Raw genomic sequence first — 17,583 nt, 5'->3', positions numbered from 1 at the left:
TTATGACATTAGAAAAAAATGGTTTATCGCCAAGTACTTATGGCGAAAGCCTTAGATTTCCTTATACATTAAACCTAACAAAGCCACACTTTTAAAGTATAAAAAAGAATCGTGTGATTGGCTCACACGATTCCGCAAGATGCTGTTCCATTTTTTTGTAAGTATTTCTGATGATACTCTTCTGCTTCATAAAAAAGAGCTGCCTGTTTGACCTCGGTGACTATTTCGGTTTTAAATACTCCCTTTTGATTCCATTCCTGAATTTTTTCTGCAGCAATCTGCTTCTGCCGGTCATCTTGAAAGAAAATGATGGAGCGATATTGAGATCCAATATCTTCTCCTTGACGATTCCTTGTCGTTGGATCATGGCATTCAAAGAATGCATCAACAAGTTCAGAGTAAGAAATTTTTTCAGGATCAAAATCTATTTTCACTGATTCAGCATGGCCGGTCTTCCCTGTTTTGACTAATTCATACGAAGGATTTTCAATAGTACCTCCGCTGTAACCTGCTTTTGTCTGATCTACACCATTTAAACGTTCGAACCATGCCTCTACACCCCAGAAACATCCTGCTGAAAATACTGCTATTGCCATTACTCATCGCTTCCTTTCCACTCACGTTACTTCTTTCGCAAGAGATTGACGAGCCTTTTTACGTTGAGAAACACTCAGCTTCACACCAGGTCTTTCTGGTGAAAGCCTAAGCGTTTCTTATACTTTAATCCTTTAACAAAGTTAAATGCTTAAAGTATAAAAAGATCCCTCTCTTATCCAAAAGAAAGGGATCCGTACGTTTATGCATACGTCCTCTCATCTTTCAGGATCATTCATCCTGCAGGAATTGGCACCGTTCGAATCATGACGATCCGATGGTTGCCGGGCATCAAAGGGCCAGTCCCTCCGCCTCTCTGGATAAGAAGTTAACGATAGTATTTAAATTTGTAATTCTTATCTTACAATAAATGCTATGCCGAAGTAAAGGGATAAAAACCATTTTTTTCGAATAGGTCCTTTATTTTTTCCACAACCTATAGCGAGCATGCTAAGGGAAAGAGGTGTACATATGGGCTGGATGTCCGTCATACCGTTCGTTGCTGTGGTTGTAGCCGCTATTTGGACGAAACAAGTAGTGCCAAGTCTCTTACTGGCTGTAGTTGTCGCTGGGTATCTCGCCGAACCAGACTGGCTGGGAGGGATGACTACTTCGCTTCAGTTCATCATTGAGGGTTTACAAGACGAAAATAACTTAAAAATCATCATCTTTCTTTATGCATTTTCGGCATTAATAGGGCTTATTAAATTCGCCGGGGGAATAAAGGGGTTCGTACGAGCAGCTACAGAAAAAGTGGATACAAAGCGTGGAGCATTCCTATTGACCTGGTTGTCTTCTGTCGGCACCTTCAGCGCACCCAGTTTCCGGATTGTCACTATCGCTCCTGTAATGAAAGCCATGCGAAAAAAGCTGCCAATGACGAAGCAGGAATTAGCCTTTGTCATTGAAACGACCGCTTCTCCGCTTGTTGTTTTAATTCCGGTGGCTACCGCTTTTGTAGGATATATGAGCTCGGTAATTGAGATGTCAATTCATCAGGCTGGGACTGAAGGTGACCCTTATAGACTCTACCTTCAAAGTATTCCGTTCAATTTTTTCGCATTCGCTATGCTCGGGATTGGATTCTACCTCAGCTTTTTTCACCGGAATAAAAAGTCTGCAACCGATGCGGAAGATGGAACAAAACAATCAAACGAAGAAGACGACCAATGGGAGGACTGCCACCCAGCTGTCGCCAAAGATCTGCCTACCAGACCGTGGACATTGATCATACCATTGTTCAGTGTGATTATCCTGACTTTTTTATTGATGTACGTGCTTGGTTTGGCTAAAGGTGAACAAGGATTTCAAGCCTTGATAAATGCTAATGTGCTTGATGCTATGGTATTAGCCGTAGTGCTGACCATCGTATTACTGATGGTCTATCTGAAAATCGTCCGACAGCCCTTACGAACTATGATGAATACGTTGATACATGAAGGAAATGAAATGATGGGGGTTATTGTACTGCTTGCGATGGTATGGGGATTGAGCAAAGGTTCTGAAGCTTTGCAGTTCGCTGATACGGTTTCGTCTTCCTTCGGATGGATACCTCCTGGCTATGTAGCCGTTGTCCTCTTTATCGTTGGGTGCGGTTTATCTTATTTTATCGGCTCTTCGTGGGGAACCTGGGGGATTCTGATGCCTGTCGGAGTGTCGATCGCCGTATCTGCAGGAAGCTCATTGCCGATTGTCATCGGAGCCGTCTTTGCCAGCGGGACGTTCGGTGCGTTTGCCTCCCCTTTAAGCGATGATACCAATACTACAGCAGGAATATTAGATCTTAATCCGGTCAAATATGCTAAATTCAAGCTGAAACCTGCGCTTCTTGCTGCGGGTGTAGCGGCTGTAATATACTTTGCCTTTTCCTTTTTTATGTAAACGTGAATTTTATAGCTTCATAAGCAAACAAACGACCAGCCCTCAAGATGAAGGGCTGGTCGTTTGTTATCGAGCGCTGAAGTTTTGGAAGACATTCTTAGCTGGAAGTTTGTAAACTTCCCGGTCAAGCAGATGATTGATAATAACTTTGTTTCGGTGAATCGCCAATCCAAGATTGGTAGAGCCTACCCCATGGGTGTGAGAGATGCCACTGTGTACATAGATTTCGTTCGCTTCTTCGGTTGTTTTCAAACGATAATCCGCTTCTACTTTATATCGCCCTTTCTCATCCCACTCAATGATGGAATCCAGACTGTCAATGAATTCGGGGACAAGGGGCTTATAACCGGTTGCCGTTACCACTACCTCACTGGCATGGGTAAACGTTTCGTCTGTTTCCGTCTGCCTGCAGGTAAGTTCGTAGCCTTCTCCATTCGATTTCTGTTCTATTTTTTCTACTTCTGACAATACTTGAAGCCCTACATCTAATGGTTCACCGCCAACCGAATGTTCATACAACAGGTTATAGATATCGGTCACCGTGTGGTTGCTGATTCCTTTATAATATAAGCCCTGGGTCGGAAATATTTCATCTTTTTTCTCCTGGGGAAGCTGGTAAAAGTAATTGACATAGTCCGGCGAGAAATGTTCCAAACTTAGTTTCGACTCTTCCATCGAATCAAACCCAGGGGAACGCGTAATCCAATCAAGCCGGTAGCCATATTGTTTTTGTTCTTTCAACAATTCCCGGAACGCTTCCGCAGCGCTTTGCCCCGATCCGACCACCGTCACTGATTTCGCTCTTTTACACCGATCCTGATGGTTCAGGAAATCAGCGGTATGGAACACATCTTCCTCCGGCAACCCTTGCAATGATGCAGGAACGGCTGGGACACTTCCAGTCCCTAACACGAGATTTTTCGTGCGGAAAGCATCTGTTTCATTCGTGGCAAGGTTCACAACCTCTACTTCAAAATAAGCTTCGTTGTCCTTTACATGCCTAAGGTTCGTCACCCGGTACCCGAACTTACAACTGGACAGCTGACCAGCCACCCACTGGCAATAATCATTATACTCCCGGCGGGGGATATCCAGGCGCTGTAAAAAATAAAACTGATACATACGCTCATTTTCATTGATATAGTTTAAAAATGTATACTTGCTACGCGGATCTGCCATAGTAACTAAATCTGCCAGAAACGGTACCTGGAGCTTCGTGCCTTCAATCAGCATTCCAGGATGCCACTCGAACTTTTCCTTTTGCTCAAAAAACATGGCATCTATTTCCGGCTGTTCATCCAGTAGTGCTGCCAGGCTCAAGTTGAACGGTCCTGCGCCAATACCAATCAAGTCATATAATTTTGCTTTGTCCAAATCCTTCACTTCCCCTGTATGTTGATTTCTCCGATTGTCACACTATCTTTTATCGTATCATAAGTTTTACGGTACTTGCCTAAATACTAAAATAAGACCACAAGCGGTTACACTTATGGTCCTCTATTTCAAGCTAATCTATTCTATCTGGAACTGAAATGCGCCCCATTATCAATGTGGACGAATGGAATATCCGTATCTACTTCGCCGGTGATGTGTGCCATCTCAATATTTTCTCCTTTTAGCCAGTTACCGAAGTCCAATTCGGTAGGCTCCTGGTCTCCGCCTAAGGCAAACCAGGTTTTCATCTGATGAGGGAGATAGACGGAGGTGTGGATGGTACCAGCCCAGCTCTTGTATTTTTTCGAAAATACTCCTTTATCCGTATCATTCATGACACGGAAAGCTTCATAAGCCTGCTTGGCACCACCAGACTCCATCGCATCCATTCGCTTATAGGAATCAGCAAGGTGATTACGATTTTCATGCTTCATGATTTCAAAATGATTGGTGCACATGGCTGATTGCCGAATTTCGACACCACGCGGGGAAGCCTCAACCACATAGGTCTGTCCGCTTCGATCATACACAATATAACTGAAAGAGTGACGATGGGGGATTTCTTTTAACATGGCGATTGCATCCGCTACATCAGCACAGCTCTCTAATATGAGACGACCGATCATACAGCAGATAAAACCTAAGCCCGGCTTTTTGCGATGCATGAAATTATACCCCAGCACAAGTCCTTTCTCATTCATTCCGTCCATACGTCCGGTAATTCGCTGTGTTGGACCAGCAATAGCATATCCTTGATCGGTCGGCTGGAAAAAGACATACCGGCCTTCATAGGTTTTCGGCTGATAATCATAATTACGAACGAAAAAGTCTTTACCCGTCAATATCGAACACCCGGACTTTTGATAATTAACACGGTAGCCGCCAAATTCTTTCATTACCCGTTCCATTGGCCAGCCAAGGCTATCCCGTAACCCTTCCAGTTCTGCCCAGACACCTGGTGCGAATTTAGTGATGGCTGCTTTTACTTCTTCTTCTTCCACCGTAAACCTTGGAATTCTTACCTTCCATTGTTTTTCGCGGTTTTTGACTGTTAGAGAATCTTTTAATAGCTCCCCCTGTTTGTAGCCAAAATCATAATGGGTACCTCGAAATTGTACTATATCGCTATGTATTTTCTTCAAGCTGATCCCTCTTTTACATGAATGTATGTAATAAGACTACCTATAATGGTCATCATTTTTCAAATGAATAGAATTATTTTATGATAGAACATAGCGTGCATTCCAGTTGAAAGGGTGAAATGAGTGTATAAAATTGAAGAACAACGCCAGCAAGTAATTGATTTCACTACTGACCTTACCGATGAAGAAGCACGAAAAAAGCCGGATGAACATACATGGTCCATCCTGGAAACACTGGAACATTTATACTTAATCGAAGGATGGGTGACTCAGCAGCTAAAAGAATCATTAGCTGCTGAGAACGTTCAGGAAGTGAAGGAAAAGCCTATTGAGCGAACGGTGGACCGCTCCCATAAAGTAGATGCTCCTGAGCCGCTTCGTCCGAAAGGCCAATTTGATTCCCCTGATGAAGCATTGGATAGTCTCTCCAAAAGCAGAGATTCCTTGATGTTCCTCCTTCGAAACTATGAGGAAGACGACTTTCGAAAAAGAGCGATGCCTCATCCCGCTTTTGGAAAAATGAACCTGTTACAATGGGTCGAATTCGTGGGATATCATGAGCTCCGTCATTTGGAACAGATGAATGAAGTAAAAAAATCTCTATAGCGCCCTTCCGCTATAGAGGTTTTTTAAAAAGGTTTCTATTATCGCGCAAGAATGCATATTTTATCGTCTTACCTTCGCTCTTCGCGCTATTTCACTGTGGTCTTGTCCTGGTACACACTAAAAAAAGCCAGACCGTAAGTGGGGCTGGCTTTAGCTTCTATGGCACTATAGTTACGGGGACTTTTGCGGAATGAAGAACGCTGTAGCTTATGCTGCCTAAGATCGCACCTCTCAATGCGCCCATTCCACGGGATCCCATAATGATTCCTTCGACTTCTTCCTCATCCGCCACTTCACATATAGCTGGTGCTACTTTCCCAACCATCTTTCTCGTTTCTACCGATACAGGAACGCTTTTCAGATGTTCATCCGCCAGAGCAATTGCTTCGTTAGCTGCTTTTTCCTGTTGAGCTTCAATTTCTTCATTAGTAAAAACACGATGAGTGTTATACGTGTCGAATAGCGGTTGTACGTTGACGAGAAGGATACGACTTCCATTCTGTCCTGCTAGCTTGGCGGCATAATCAAGGGCGCGCAGGGAGTGCTCGGAACCGTCTACCGGTACGATGTATTTCTTGACCATTTTACCCCTTCCCTTCTCTAGGAATCTACCTCTATTATACCATATCCCTATCGATTACCGGCATTTTCTGATCAATCGTTCAGAATTCGTTCAATTACATGGGCGACACCATGGTCTGTATTAGATAATGTCACCCAGTCTGCTTCCTCTTTAACGATGTCCTGTGCATTTCCCATCGCCACACCAAATCCAGCCTCACGGATCATTGCTATGTCGTTCAGGCTGTCACCGACCGCCATAATCTGGTTCATGGACAGGTCTAGCCAGTTGGTCACCTTTCGTAAGGCAGCGGCTTTATTCACACCAGCAGCATTGACTTCGATATTCGTCAGGCTTGAATTAGTCACTTCCAGTGCTTCATTTTTTACCAATTCATCAAAAATAACCTGACGCACTTCATCATCTTCAATATCGAACCCGAACTTCAGCCATTCATACGTTTCAATATCCCGGTCGAATGGTTGTCCTGAATTGAACATTCCTTCTGAAGTACTCGACCAAAAAATGGTGTCATGCTGTTCTTTCAATTCCCATAACCGCTTGACCAGGCTGGCTTCGAGCGGCTGGCGATCCACCAATTTAAAATTATGATCATAAATCTCACCCCCATTGACGGTGACAATATAGGAAGACCGGCCAAGCTCTTCGGCAATATCCCGGCAATTCGGCAAGGAACGACCGGTACTTAACACGACATGAAGCCCCTTTTCTTTAGCTCGTTGAATAGCTTGTTCATTCTCCTCTGAAACATGGCCTTCGTCATTGACAAGGGTCCCGTCCATATCAAGCGCAATCAGTTTTATATCCATGACTAACACGTCCTCTCATTTGCTGACCTCATTTTAATATAACATCGGAACTTTTTACAGAATAACCAAAAAGAAAGAATCGATTCATACGTATTATTCTTTCTCAAAGAGTTGTTTCGTGTTCCATTTTCCATATTTGTAATAAAGTGTCGCAACCACACTGCTTATAACAAAACTTACCCCCATGCCAACCGCAATTCCTGAATCCCCTAACAGCCTGGAAAATAAGGCAGTCAATGGATAACGGAGCACCCAGAAAGAGATGATATTCAACACAAGTACCTGATACATAGCACCTGAAGCCCTGACGATCCCATTCAAGATGAAGTTGATGCCTAAAAATGGATAAAAGAAGGCTACTATTCGCAGATATTCACCACCAAAAGCTACTGGGGCTTCTTCCTGCACGAACAATTTAATCCCATATTCCCCAAACAACACTAACAGCAACGCAACCACCAGCATGATTGTTATCGTATAAATCAAGCCATAACGAGCGACCTTGTGAACGCGATCCCAATTTTCCACGCCAATATTTTGACCTGCCATACTGTTCACAGCGGTTGCCAGTGCCATAGGTGGCAGCATCAAAACACTATCCAGACGCTGTGCGGCACTGAATCCGGCTACAACATCCTCTCCGAATGCAGTGACAACACTCATGATGGCAGCTACCCCGGCAGAAATGACAGCCATCTGCAGTCCTGAAGGAATCCCTAAGTGCAGAATTACCCCCACTTCCTGTTTACTCGGAATGGAAGGGATAGAAAATGGAGCAAGATTCTTTTTCAGAACGATATACATCCCATAGAGGAAAGAGGCTCCTTGCGCAACAACCGTGGCATAAGCAGCTCCGTCAATACCCAGGTTGAAAACGTAAATGAATAATGGATCGAGTACGGCATTCAAAAGAACAGCAGCCACCACGAACCGGAGCGGAGTTTTGCTGTCCCCAAGTGCACGCATAACCGTTCCGATGAAGTTATACCCCATTAAAAAAAGAATACCGATGGAGTTGATCTGTAAATATGCTTTCGCTCCCGGCATCATCGCATCCGGTGTTCCCAATATCAACAGGACTCTTTCGGCCAACAGGAAACCAAGGAGGCCCAGTCCAGCAGCTAAAAATAGCAAAACGACAACAAAAGCATTCAAGTAGCGCTTCAGACCTTGCTGATCGGCTTTTCCTTTCTGTTGCGATAACACAGTCAGCGTCGCATTGTTAAGGCCGATGATGAATGACAAAAGCGTAAATAGGACCGTACTCGCTACAGCCACAGCACCCAGTGCATTTCCCCCGAGGAGATTTCCAACCCACATGCTGTCGATGAACTGGTACGATACCTGAAGCAAGTTGGTCAGCATAATTGGACCTGAGAAGATGACCAGCTGTTTTCCTATATTTCCGCTTGTAAAATTATGTTGATCCCCCATAACCGACTTCCTTTCTCCTCTACTTTATCATCCTGCCAAAATAATTGCTGTTTATAATCTTTCCATATGGGTATTTAAAGGTTGAACGCTGCTATGACGGTGTTCATGAGGATCAAGTATATAAAACAGGAACCCCACACAAGCCGATAAGGAGGTCGATTGTAGGTCAATCATTAAATAAATCGGAAAAATCCCCCAAAGAGTAAAACCCTTTCATATCAAGGGTTTAAGATTCGATTTTTTTAAAACTTTTAGAAAATTACAGAATTCCTAAGCATTATTTAAAGAATCCCCCATTAAGCACCACTCAGTATAACTCAGCGATAATAAACCTTATTCAGCAAGATTAAGCTAGTTTGATAAAAAAACGGGAGCGATTTAATATTATCAAGTATGTAAGGTCACACCTTATTAAAAATGGAAAGGAGAATCCACCATCACTCAAACGACAAAAGAACGAGCAGTATCAACCGCAACATTAACATTTAGCGAACCAACCTTGGATGATGGAAAAGCAATGTGGGAATTAGTTGATAATTCCACCCTTGATCAAAATTCAGCTTACAAATATCTCATGATGAGTGAGTTTTTTTCTGATACTTGTGTAGTAGCAAAAGAAGATGATAAATTAGTTGGATTTGTAACCGCGTTTATCCCCCCTGAACATCCTGATGTGGTGTTTGTCTGGCAGATTGGAGTAGATTCTTCCCAACGAGGGAAAGGAGTCGCATCCAAACTTCTCAATGAACTTGTAGCACGGGAAGCATGCCAGGATGTCCATTACCTTGAAGCGACAGTCACCCCATCGAATGAAGCATCTCAATCCTTATTCCGAAGATTAGCTCGTGATCATGATACCGAGTGCAAGGTCACCGAACGTTTCACAGAAGAAATGTTCCCTGGCGATGGACACGAAGAAGAATTGAATTTCCGAATTGGACCATTTAAACGGTAAACTTTGAAAATAAATACCAAGTAATCCGATGATTAAACAAGGAGGAAAACAATGAGTAAAACTGATATGAACATCTTTGAAAAATATGAATCTGAGGTACGCAGTTACTGCCGCGGCTTCCCTACTGTATTTTCTAAAGCGAAAGGCTACAAAATGTGGGACGAAGACGGAAAAGAATATATCGATTTCTTCTCCGGAGCTGGCGCATTGAACTACGGGCACAATGATGATCATATGCAAGATAAACTTGTAGAGTATATCAAAAGCGATGGACCGACCCATACGCTGGACATGGCTACCACAGAAAAAGCGAACTTCCTGACAAAATTCAATGAGGTCGTTCTGAAACCACGAGACTTGGATTACAAAGTTATGTTCCCTGGACCAACAGGTACAAACACGGTTGAAAGTGCTCTGAAACTTGCACGTAAGGTTACTGGCCGCACAGATGTCATCAGCTTTACAAACGGCTTCCATGGCATGACCATTGGCTCTCTATCTGTTACGGGTAATGCAATGAAACGTAAAGGTGCTGGTATTCCATTGAATAATACCGTGACCATGCCATACGACAATTTTGTGGATGAAAGTATGGATACACTTGAATATTTAGAACGTTTCCTGGAAGACAACGGAAGTGGTGTTGATTTACCCGCTGCAATGATTCTTGAAACTGTCCAGGGTGAAGGCGGCATCAACGCGGCACGTATGGAATGGCTGAAAAAAGTCGACGAAATCTGTAAGAAGTGGGACATCCTGTTAATCATTGATGATGTGCAGGCAGGTATCGGACGTACTGGTACTTTCTTCAGCTTTGAACCAGCAGGTATCAAACCTGATATCGTATGTCTGTCCAAATCATTGAGCGGTTACGGCCTTCCATTTGCAATCACCCTATTCCGTCCAGACCTTGATATCTGGGCTCCAGGTGAGCATAACGGAACATTCCGCGGCTTCAATCATGCATTCATCACAGCTTCTGCCGCTTTAGATTATTGGAAAGATGAGCAATTCGAGAAAGGGATCCAGCAAAAATCCGATAAAGTAAAAGATTTCCTTGTTGGACTTACTGAAAAATATCCAGAGCTGCAAGGCACCTTCTGCGGTCGTGGTCTTATGGTCGGTATCGAATGCGCAAAAGAAGGGCTTGCCGATGAAGTTGCAGCGGAAGCTTTCGAGCGTGGTCTGATTATGGAAACTTCCGGACCGAAAAGTGAAGTATTCAAATTGTTCCCACCACTAAATATCGATGATGAAGGTCTTCAAAAAGGCTTTAACATCATAGAAGAAAGTGTAAAGTCATTAGTAAGTGAACCAGTAACTAACTAATCTACCAACGAACCAGGAGGAATCAGACATGAAAACAGTCAAACTACAAGACGTAATCGATTCAGAAAATCACGTAAAAGCTGATACTTGGGAAAGCAGACGTTTAGTATTAAAAAAAGATGGCATGGGCTATTCTGTTCATGATACCGTCATTAAAGCAGGCACAGAAACACACATCTGGTACCAAAACCATTTAGAATCTGTCTACTGTATCGAAGGCGAAGGCGAAGTTGAAACAGTAAAAGACGGAAAAGTATGGCCGATTGAAAAGGATACCATCTATGTGCTGGATCAACATGATGAACATTACCTGCGTGCCAAATCGGATATGCGTATGGTATGCGTCTTCAACCCGCCGATCACAGGCCAAGAAACACATGATGAAAACGGCGTCTACCCAATAGTAGAAGATTAATAGTATAGAAGCTTCCAACTTTAGTTGGAGGCTTTTTTCTTTGCCTTCCCCCTAGTTACTATTCAACTAGCTATTCATTACTTTTTTGCTATATAATGGATGAAAAAGCAATGGAGGATTTTGTTAATGAAAAATGCTTTGATTGACCGCTTCATCCGTTATGCCAAGATAGACACCCAGTCTGATGCCAGCAACCCAGAATGCCCTTCCACCCCCGGACAGCTGACGCTCGCCAATATGCTGATAGAAGAATTGAAAGGAATCGGTATGCAGGATCTATCCATCGACGAACACGGATATGTAATGGCGACTTTGCCTTCCAACACAGATAAAGACGTTCCGACCATAGGCTTCCTTGCTCATCTTGATACTGCCACTGATTTCACTGGTAAAAATGTCAATCCTCAGGTAATAGAAGAATATGATGGGAATGACATCACACTGAATGATCTACATAACATAGTCTTATCACCGAGCGATTTCCCTGAGCTAACCGGTTATAAAAGACACACCCTTATAACCACAGATGGAAGGACATTGCTTGGAGCAGATAACAAAGCAGGAATCACGGAAATCATGTCAGCCATGCACTATTTGATTGAGCATCCGGAAATCAAGCATGGAGATATCCGGGTCGCATTTACCCCTGATGAAGAAATCGGACGAGGTCCGCATAAATTTGATGTCGAACGGTTCCAGGCCGATTTTGCCTATACGGTCGATGGCGGCCCCCTGGGGGAGCTGCAGTATGAAAGCTTCAATGCTGCCGGTGCCCGGATTACTTTTTCAGGAAATAGCGTCCACCCCGGCACCGCTAAAGGAAAAATGACTAACTCTGCCAAACTGGCAATGGAATTTCACTCCCACCTTCCAGCAGAGCAGGCACCAGAGTACACAGAAGGTTATGAGGGCTTTTACCATCTCGTTTCCATGCATGGCGATGTGGAAAAAACAGAGCTAACTTATATTATCCGGGATTTTGATAAAGACGCATTTCGGACAAAAAAGGAAAATATAGTCACCATTACGGAGCAGATGAAGGAAAAGTACGGGCAAGAACGAATAACCTTAGAGATGGAAGACCAATATTACAATATGGGTGACAAAATCAAACCTGTTAAAGAAATCGTCGACACCGCCTATCAAGCAATGAAAAATGTAGATATAGAACCGCTTGTGCGGCCCATCCGTGGCGGTACCGATGGTTCCCAGTTATCTTATATGGGCCTGCCTACACCGAATATTTTTACCGGTGGAGAAAACTTTCATGGAAAATATGAATACATCTCGGTTGATAATATGGATAAAGCTGTACATGTAATTGTAGAAATATCTCGTCTTTTTGAGAAACAGGCTTAGATATCCTTCAATTGCACGTGTAAATTTTCCAATCTACGGGTAGTAGGTAATAGGAAGACCAACCAATTTGGGGGAGTGTAAATTGTCAAAAAATGAAGCACTACGTGAATATTTTTTAGAGCACGCAAAAGAAATTACGGAAGAGTGGTATAACACAATCGAAGAAAACGACCCAGCTTCTATCTATGCCATTCGTACACCAGAAGTAGTAGAGAGATTAAAAAAACAGAATTATGACTTCCATCATTTTTTCACTCAAATTTTTGTGAAAACCGAAGAAGAGTGGGCGGAAACTTTTGATGAATGGGCATCGGAGATTGCAGCCGACCAAAACCACTTGAACACACCCAGTCACTACGTCATTCGCGAATTTATGAGAGTGCGTATGCTCTATCTCAAATACTTAAAAACGTTTGTAAAAGAAACGGAACATGACATAACACAAGAAGATATGGATAATTGGAATGAATTGGTCATCACAGGGTTCGATACTGCTATCCTGATGTTCGTCGAAGGTGCTAATAGAAATTCCAAAGAATTACTGAAAGCAAAAGAGGATATCATTCAACAATTGAGTGCTCCCGTCATTGCCTTGGACGATAAGCGGGCGCTGCTCCCACTGATTGGAGAGATTGATAGTGAACGAGCTGGTGTTATCCTGGAGAATACCCTTCATAATTGTTCCAGGATAGGGATTAGTCAATTGTATATTGACCTCTCGGGGGTAGCAACCATTGACACATTGGTAGCTCACCAGATTTCTAATTTGATTCAATCCTTACAGCTGCTTGGTATCAAACCAATGATTTCAGGCATGCGTCCGGAAATCGCCCAAACCGCCATTCAACTTGGTATTGCGTTTGATGATGTCACGATCAAATCCTCCCTTGCCAATGCCATGGAAGAAAAATAAAAAAAGGTCAGCAGCTGATTAAAATGCTGCTGGCCTTTTTTATGTTACAGAAGGGCCATTACAGACCTTGTGTATTTATCAATAACAACCTCTTTATCTGCCTGATCAAGCTGGTGAAACGGCTGTTCATTAGGCAGCACAATATGGCTTAAGAAAATTCCGCCTAATTGACGTGCGCATAATTCTGTGTCCACATTATCACCTGCGAAGTGATGATCCAGTCCACTTTTCAAACTTGTAAATATCAGCTTCGGCAGGTCAATCTCTTCTGTAAGGTTCCCCATAAGGCTTTCCGATATCAACATCTTTACCAGTGGGGTGTTTTTCGAAAGCACTTCCAGCCTGTTTTCAATAATCTTTCTGAAGAAATATTCTGTATCAGCTTCATCTGCCAATTTCATAACCTTGGAATTAAATTGATTTTCCAGGACATGTTTGATAACACTGATAAATAGGTTCTGCTTTGTTGCAAACTTACGGTATAATGTCACTTCTGCTACATCTGCTTCTTTTGCTATCTCTTGTGTTGTCGCCTGTAATCCTTTTTTGACAAAAACGGTTACAGCCGCTCTTAATATCTGATCGGTTTTATCTCTCAAATCCTTCACCCCACTTGTACTTCCTTCCTAGCCTTTATTTTCACAAAACGATCGAAAATAATCAAGATGGCCGGCATGACAACGATGGTACTAAACAAGGCCAACGATATATTGATCAACGTCATTAAGCCGAAATTGCTTAAAATAACAAAGTCAGATATGAGCAAGGCACTGAAGCCACCAATCGTTGTCAATGCTGAAGTGAATATGGCTTTCCCGATTTTCTGGTTGGAAATCCTGATAGCTATTTCTGCACTATTCCCTTTCTCACGCTCTTCATAATAACGTTCCATGATAAGAACCGTAAATTCGGTTCCGATCCCGATAATCAACGCACCAAGCGTAGCCGTCAAAGGTGTATAATTAATATCTAAAAGGTACATAGCTGCCCCGGACCAGCCGACAATCAGAATAATCGGTACAAGCGGGATGAATGCTTTAACTGGGTGACGGTAGATGAGCAGCAGACCTAAGAAGACGAGCCCCATGCCAAGCAATGTCATTTGATACCTCCCTGAGGTCAAAGCAGAAATCATCTCGACATCAAGGACGGATTTACCTGTTACCGTTGTCTCTACGTCAGCCACTTCATTTTCCTCCAAAAAAGCTGCTAAAGCATTCAGGAACTCCTGTAAAGGTTCAGATTCTAAATGCTTGATGCCAATATTGATCACACCCTGGGTATGCTCCTCGTTGATCAGCAATTTGGCCTGTTCAGAGGGCATATCTTCCAAATGAGATCCCCAGTCTCCTTCCTCTGGCAACTCCCCATCATTCATCTGCTTGACAGCGGTCGTAATTGATTTTGTATCTACTACTTCTGAAAATTCGTCATTCAGTGATTCACTGACACGATCCACCCAAGTCATAATTTCAGCGTTAACGACATCCTCTCCTTCATAAACGATGGATACCTGATCGGTCGTACCGATGACATCTCTGAGTTTATGAATATCGCCAAGTGCCTGATCATCCTGGGGCATGAAGCTCTCCACGTCCGTCTCCACTCCTGTCTCCGTATCAACCCATATTCCTAATGATGCCGTGACAATAGCCAAAAGGATGATCAGCCATCTTAACTTGATCAAGTATTTGGTAAACTTATCGAGGAGGCGATCTGCCTTTCCTTCTCCTTTTTCCATGTCTGCTTTTTTTTGCTTGCTTCCAAAAAAATGATCACGTGTAAACAGGATCGGAATTAGTAGAAATAATCCGACAAAGAAACTTACAACCATACCCACTGTCAACATCTTTCCGAAATCTTGAATCATTGGAACCGGTGAAGTATACAGAGATATGAAACCCAACGCTGTCGCAATCAAAGCTGTCATTACAGCTGGAACCATTTTTGTAATGGTTCTCTTCAGACTTTTTTCTGACTGGTTCCTATATGTTTTATTCTTCAATCGAATCCTCTCCTTCATTCAATTCTTCCGTGTAACGGCTGTGGAACTGTATGGCGTAATCAATTCCTAAGCCAATTAAAATCGGAAACACAGCCATGGATACCATCGTAACTGGAATATTGACCCAACCCATCAGACCGACGGTTCCTACGACAGCCACTAAAATCACCACTAATGGAAGTAAGCGCCAACTTACTTTAAATATGATAGAAAGTACAAGAATCATGAATGCGACAGACAACATCATCATTTTCTGCATGTTTTCTTTCATGGAGGTCCGGATGGAATCATCCAAGACCGGTTTTCCAGACACCATTGTCTCCACCTGATCGTTCGGGTTTTCTTCCATATAGGAATTAATTGCTGCTACGGTATCGCTTTTAACCGTATCGTCGACATTGCCTTCGAACTTGATAATCATCAACATATATTTATTATCGATGACCACCTCCTCAAAGGAGCTTCTGAGCTGGTTGTCGTCATCATAAATCATATGGTCAAGCGTTGCCTGTTTTTCTGGCAGCCCTGCCTTCATTGTGTCTGAATAAGCGGTCACCGTTTCAACATTGTCACTGATAGAAAGGAGACGCTCACCCAGTTTGTCCATCTCTTTCTTCTGCTGTTCCTGTTGGGTTAGGAAACCTTCCAATTGTTTGGTTTGCTGGTCTAACCCCGCCTCCCTATGTTCACCGGACTCCTTCAGCTGTCTCCCCATTTCCTTTAATCCTTCGTTGATTTCCCCTATTCCTTCCATGGATTTTTCCTGCTGCTTTCCTGCTATCTGCTCCACTAGAGTGACGGGACTGAATACGCTGAAAACAGCGTCATTATATTCCAGCTGGTCTTCAAGTCCTTTCATATGCTGGAGATTTCCAGTGGTGAGCAAACCTTCTCCTTCATAAAGAACAAGGATGGATTCCCCACCGAATTCTTCCTCCAGCTTTTGATTATCCTGATAAACTTTAGTGTCTGTTCGGACCAATGTTTCATTGCCGGTAGCCATATTTACATTCCTTGTCCCTGCTGCCAGCAAAGCGATAATTAGTATAGCTATGAAAATGACTAGCATTGGACGTCGTGTTAATACCCTCGATAAAAGATTCAATACTTTCATTTCTCTCTCCCCTTTTGAATGTTAGTGGTAACTTACATAAAACTCAAAAAAATATATAAAGGAAAAACGCCACCTTTAATTGTTAGTGGTCACTAACATTCAGTGTATAGGATTACCTTTGTTTTGTAAAGCTAAAAATCCAGCCTCCCTTTTGGATGGCTGGATTTAGCAGGGTTTATTGGGTAATTCAAGTGTTCAAGTCATCTTAGAGTGCTTTTACCAATCCTCCATCGACAACGAGTGACTGACCGGTCAAATAAGTATTCGCTCCGGAAGCCAAAAATACGATTGCTCTTGCGAATTCCTCCGGTTCCCCATAGCGGCCGATCGGGATCGACTGTTCCGTTTGCTGCTTTACTTCCTCAGCTGTAATTCCCAGCTTTTCTGCTCTTTTTTCATCCAATTGGGCAACTCTATCGGTTGCAATTCTCCCTGGGCCTACCGTATTGATTAAGATATTATCACTAGCAAGCTCCTGGGATAGTGATTTCGATAGACCAACAATGCCGGCACGAAATGTATTGGACAAAATCAGGTTATCCAATGTCTGCTTGATCGAAGACGAAGCGATATTGACGATTCTTCCGCTTTGCTGCTCCCGCATGGAAGGAAGTACTTCCCGGACAGTCCGGACAAAGCTCAGCAGGTTTAACTCAAATGCCCCCTGCCAGTCTTCATCCGTAAACTTATCAAATGTTCCTGCTGGAGGGCCGCCGGCATTGTTGACCAATACATCTACGGTACCGTTCCAATCCACCGCTTTTTGTACCAGTTGCTTGATTTGATCTGCATTGGTGACATCACAGACACCATAATCGATATGGCTATTCCCGCTAACTTCCTGAATCTCTTTTTTAGCGGCCTGTAGTTCTTCTTCATTCCTGCTGGAAATTAATACATGGGCTCCTTCTTTGGCGAACTCCAGTGCTGTCGCTTTGCCCAAGCCTTTACTTGAAGCAGTTACAATCACTGATTTTCCTTGTAATTGAAAGTTCAAATCCTACACCCTT

General features: G+C 43.1%; 17 protein-coding genes and 1 riboswitch. Of the genes, 7 read left to right on the top strand and 10 right to left on the bottom strand.

The window, feature by feature from the left end:
• Positions 1 to 122: 122 nt before the first annotated feature.
• A complete protein-coding gene (msrA, locus tag ACGTNI_RS05960) occupies positions 123 to 596 on the bottom strand; it encodes a peptide-methionine (S)-S-oxide reductase MsrA (RefSeq protein ID WP_394460751.1) in 474 nt (157 codons plus the stop codon).
• A gap of 213 nt (positions 597 to 809) precedes the next feature.
• Positions 810 to 921: riboswitch (SAM riboswitch) on the bottom strand.
• A gap of 144 nt (positions 922 to 1,065) precedes the next feature.
• On the opposite strand from msrA, the gene ACGTNI_RS05955 reads away from it, so the two are divergent.
• Positions 1,066 to 2,475, top strand: a complete 1,410-nt coding sequence (locus tag ACGTNI_RS05955; protein WP_394460749.1) for a Na+/H+ antiporter NhaC family protein — start codon at positions 1,066 to 1,068, stop codon at positions 2,473 to 2,475.
• A gap of 66 nt (positions 2,476 to 2,541) precedes the next feature.
• On the opposite strand, the gene ACGTNI_RS05950 is transcribed toward ACGTNI_RS05955, so the two are convergent.
• Positions 2,542 to 3,849 carry a lysine N(6)-hydroxylase/L-ornithine N(5)-oxygenase family protein gene (locus ACGTNI_RS05950; RefSeq protein WP_394460747.1) on the bottom strand — a complete coding sequence of 436 codons (1,308 nt, stop codon included), beginning with the start codon at positions 3,847 to 3,849 and terminating at the stop codon, positions 2,542 to 2,544.
• A gap of 143 nt (positions 3,850 to 3,992) precedes the next feature.
• Positions 3,993 to 5,051 carry a C45 family autoproteolytic acyltransferase/hydrolase gene (locus ACGTNI_RS05945; protein WP_394460745.1) on the bottom strand — a complete coding sequence of 353 codons (1,059 nt, stop codon included), beginning with the start codon at positions 5,049 to 5,051 and terminating at the stop codon, positions 3,993 to 3,995.
• A gap of 123 nt (positions 5,052 to 5,174) precedes the next feature.
• On the opposite strand from ACGTNI_RS05945, the gene ACGTNI_RS05940 reads away from it, so the two are divergent.
• Positions 5,175 to 5,657 (top strand): DinB family protein, encoded by a 483-nt coding sequence (locus tag ACGTNI_RS05940; protein WP_394460743.1) that lies wholly within the window; start codon positions 5,175 to 5,177, stop codon positions 5,655 to 5,657.
• A 157-nt stretch (positions 5,658 to 5,814) separates the two neighbouring features.
• On the opposite strand, the gene ACGTNI_RS05935 is transcribed toward ACGTNI_RS05940, so the two are convergent.
• The 3 genes from ACGTNI_RS05935 to ACGTNI_RS05925 all read right to left on the bottom strand — a co-directional run bounded on the left by ACGTNI_RS05935 (position 5,815) and on the right by ACGTNI_RS05925 (position 8,483).
• A complete protein-coding gene (locus tag ACGTNI_RS05935; RefSeq protein WP_394460741.1) occupies positions 5,815 to 6,240 on the bottom strand; it encodes a universal stress protein in 426 nt (141 codons plus the stop codon).
• 71 nt (positions 6,241 to 6,311) lie between these two features.
• Positions 6,312 to 7,049, bottom strand: coding sequence for a Cof-type HAD-IIB family hydrolase (locus ACGTNI_RS05930; RefSeq protein WP_394460739.1), 738 nt, complete (start codon positions 7,047 to 7,049; stop codon positions 6,312 to 6,314).
• Between the two features lie 93 nt (positions 7,050 to 7,142).
• A complete protein-coding gene (locus ACGTNI_RS05925; RefSeq protein ID WP_394460737.1) occupies positions 7,143 to 8,483 on the bottom strand; it encodes an MATE family efflux transporter in 1,341 nt (446 codons plus the stop codon).
• A gap of 436 nt (positions 8,484 to 8,919) precedes the next feature.
• Between ACGTNI_RS05925 and ectA the strand changes: the two genes are divergently transcribed.
• The 5 genes from ectA to ACGTNI_RS05900 all read left to right on the top strand — a co-directional run bounded on the left by ectA (position 8,920) and on the right by ACGTNI_RS05900 (position 13,454).
• The gene (ectA, locus tag ACGTNI_RS05920; protein ID WP_394460925.1) at positions 8,920 to 9,438 is read left to right on the top strand and encodes a diaminobutyrate acetyltransferase; all 519 of its coding nucleotides are present in this window, start codon (positions 8,920 to 8,922) and stop codon (positions 9,436 to 9,438) included.
• A gap of 51 nt (positions 9,439 to 9,489) precedes the next feature.
• Entirely contained in the window at positions 9,490 to 10,767 is a 1,278-nt protein-coding gene (gene ectB / locus ACGTNI_RS05915; protein WP_394460735.1) for a diaminobutyrate--2-oxoglutarate transaminase, read from the top strand.
• 28 nt (positions 10,768 to 10,795) lie between these two features.
• Positions 10,796 to 11,182 carry an ectoine synthase gene (locus tag ACGTNI_RS05910; RefSeq protein ID WP_394460733.1) on the top strand — a complete coding sequence of 129 codons (387 nt, stop codon included), beginning with the start codon at positions 10,796 to 10,798 and terminating at the stop codon, positions 11,180 to 11,182.
• Positions 11,183 to 11,308: 126 nt separating this feature from the next.
• The gene (gene pepT / locus ACGTNI_RS05905; protein WP_394460731.1) at positions 11,309 to 12,541 is read left to right on the top strand and encodes a peptidase T; all 1,233 of its coding nucleotides are present in this window, start codon (positions 11,309 to 11,311) and stop codon (positions 12,539 to 12,541) included.
• A gap of 82 nt (positions 12,542 to 12,623) precedes the next feature.
• Positions 12,624 to 13,454: an STAS domain-containing protein gene (locus tag ACGTNI_RS05900; RefSeq protein WP_394460729.1), complete on the top strand. Its 831-nt coding sequence runs from the start codon at positions 12,624 to 12,626 to the stop codon at positions 13,452 to 13,454.
• Between the two features lie 44 nt (positions 13,455 to 13,498).
• On the opposite strand, the gene ACGTNI_RS05895 is transcribed toward ACGTNI_RS05900, so the two are convergent.
• The 4 genes from ACGTNI_RS05895 to ACGTNI_RS05880 all read right to left on the bottom strand — a co-directional run bounded on the left by ACGTNI_RS05895 (position 13,499) and on the right by ACGTNI_RS05880 (position 17,570).
• Entirely contained in the window at positions 13,499 to 14,062 is a 564-nt protein-coding gene (locus ACGTNI_RS05895) for a TetR/AcrR family transcriptional regulator (RefSeq protein WP_394460727.1), read from the bottom strand.
• Positions 14,059 to 15,459, bottom strand: a complete 1,401-nt coding sequence (locus ACGTNI_RS05890; RefSeq protein WP_394460725.1) for an efflux RND transporter permease subunit — start codon at positions 15,457 to 15,459, stop codon at positions 14,059 to 14,061. The genes ACGTNI_RS05895 and ACGTNI_RS05890 overlap by 4 nt, the downstream gene beginning before the upstream one ends.
• Positions 15,449 to 16,573, bottom strand: a complete 1,125-nt coding sequence (locus tag ACGTNI_RS05885) for an MMPL family transporter (RefSeq protein ID WP_394460723.1) — start codon at positions 16,571 to 16,573, stop codon at positions 15,449 to 15,451. Before ACGTNI_RS05885 ends, ACGTNI_RS05890 begins: the two co-directional genes overlap by 11 nt.
• A gap of 205 nt (positions 16,574 to 16,778) precedes the next feature.
• Positions 16,779 to 17,570, bottom strand: coding sequence for an SDR family oxidoreductase (locus ACGTNI_RS05880; protein WP_394460721.1), 792 nt, complete (start codon positions 17,568 to 17,570; stop codon positions 16,779 to 16,781).
• Between the last annotated feature and the right edge of the window lie 13 nt (positions 17,571 to 17,583).

The sequence above is a fragment of the Thalassobacillus sp. B23F22_16 genome, assembly GCF_043496955.1.
GTDB classification, from domain to species: Bacteria; Bacillota; Bacilli; order Bacillales; family Halobacillaceae; genus Thalassobacillus; species Thalassobacillus devorans_A.
The sequence above is the reverse complement of the archived record's forward strand: the minus strand, read 5'-3'. Positions and strand labels throughout refer to the sequence as shown.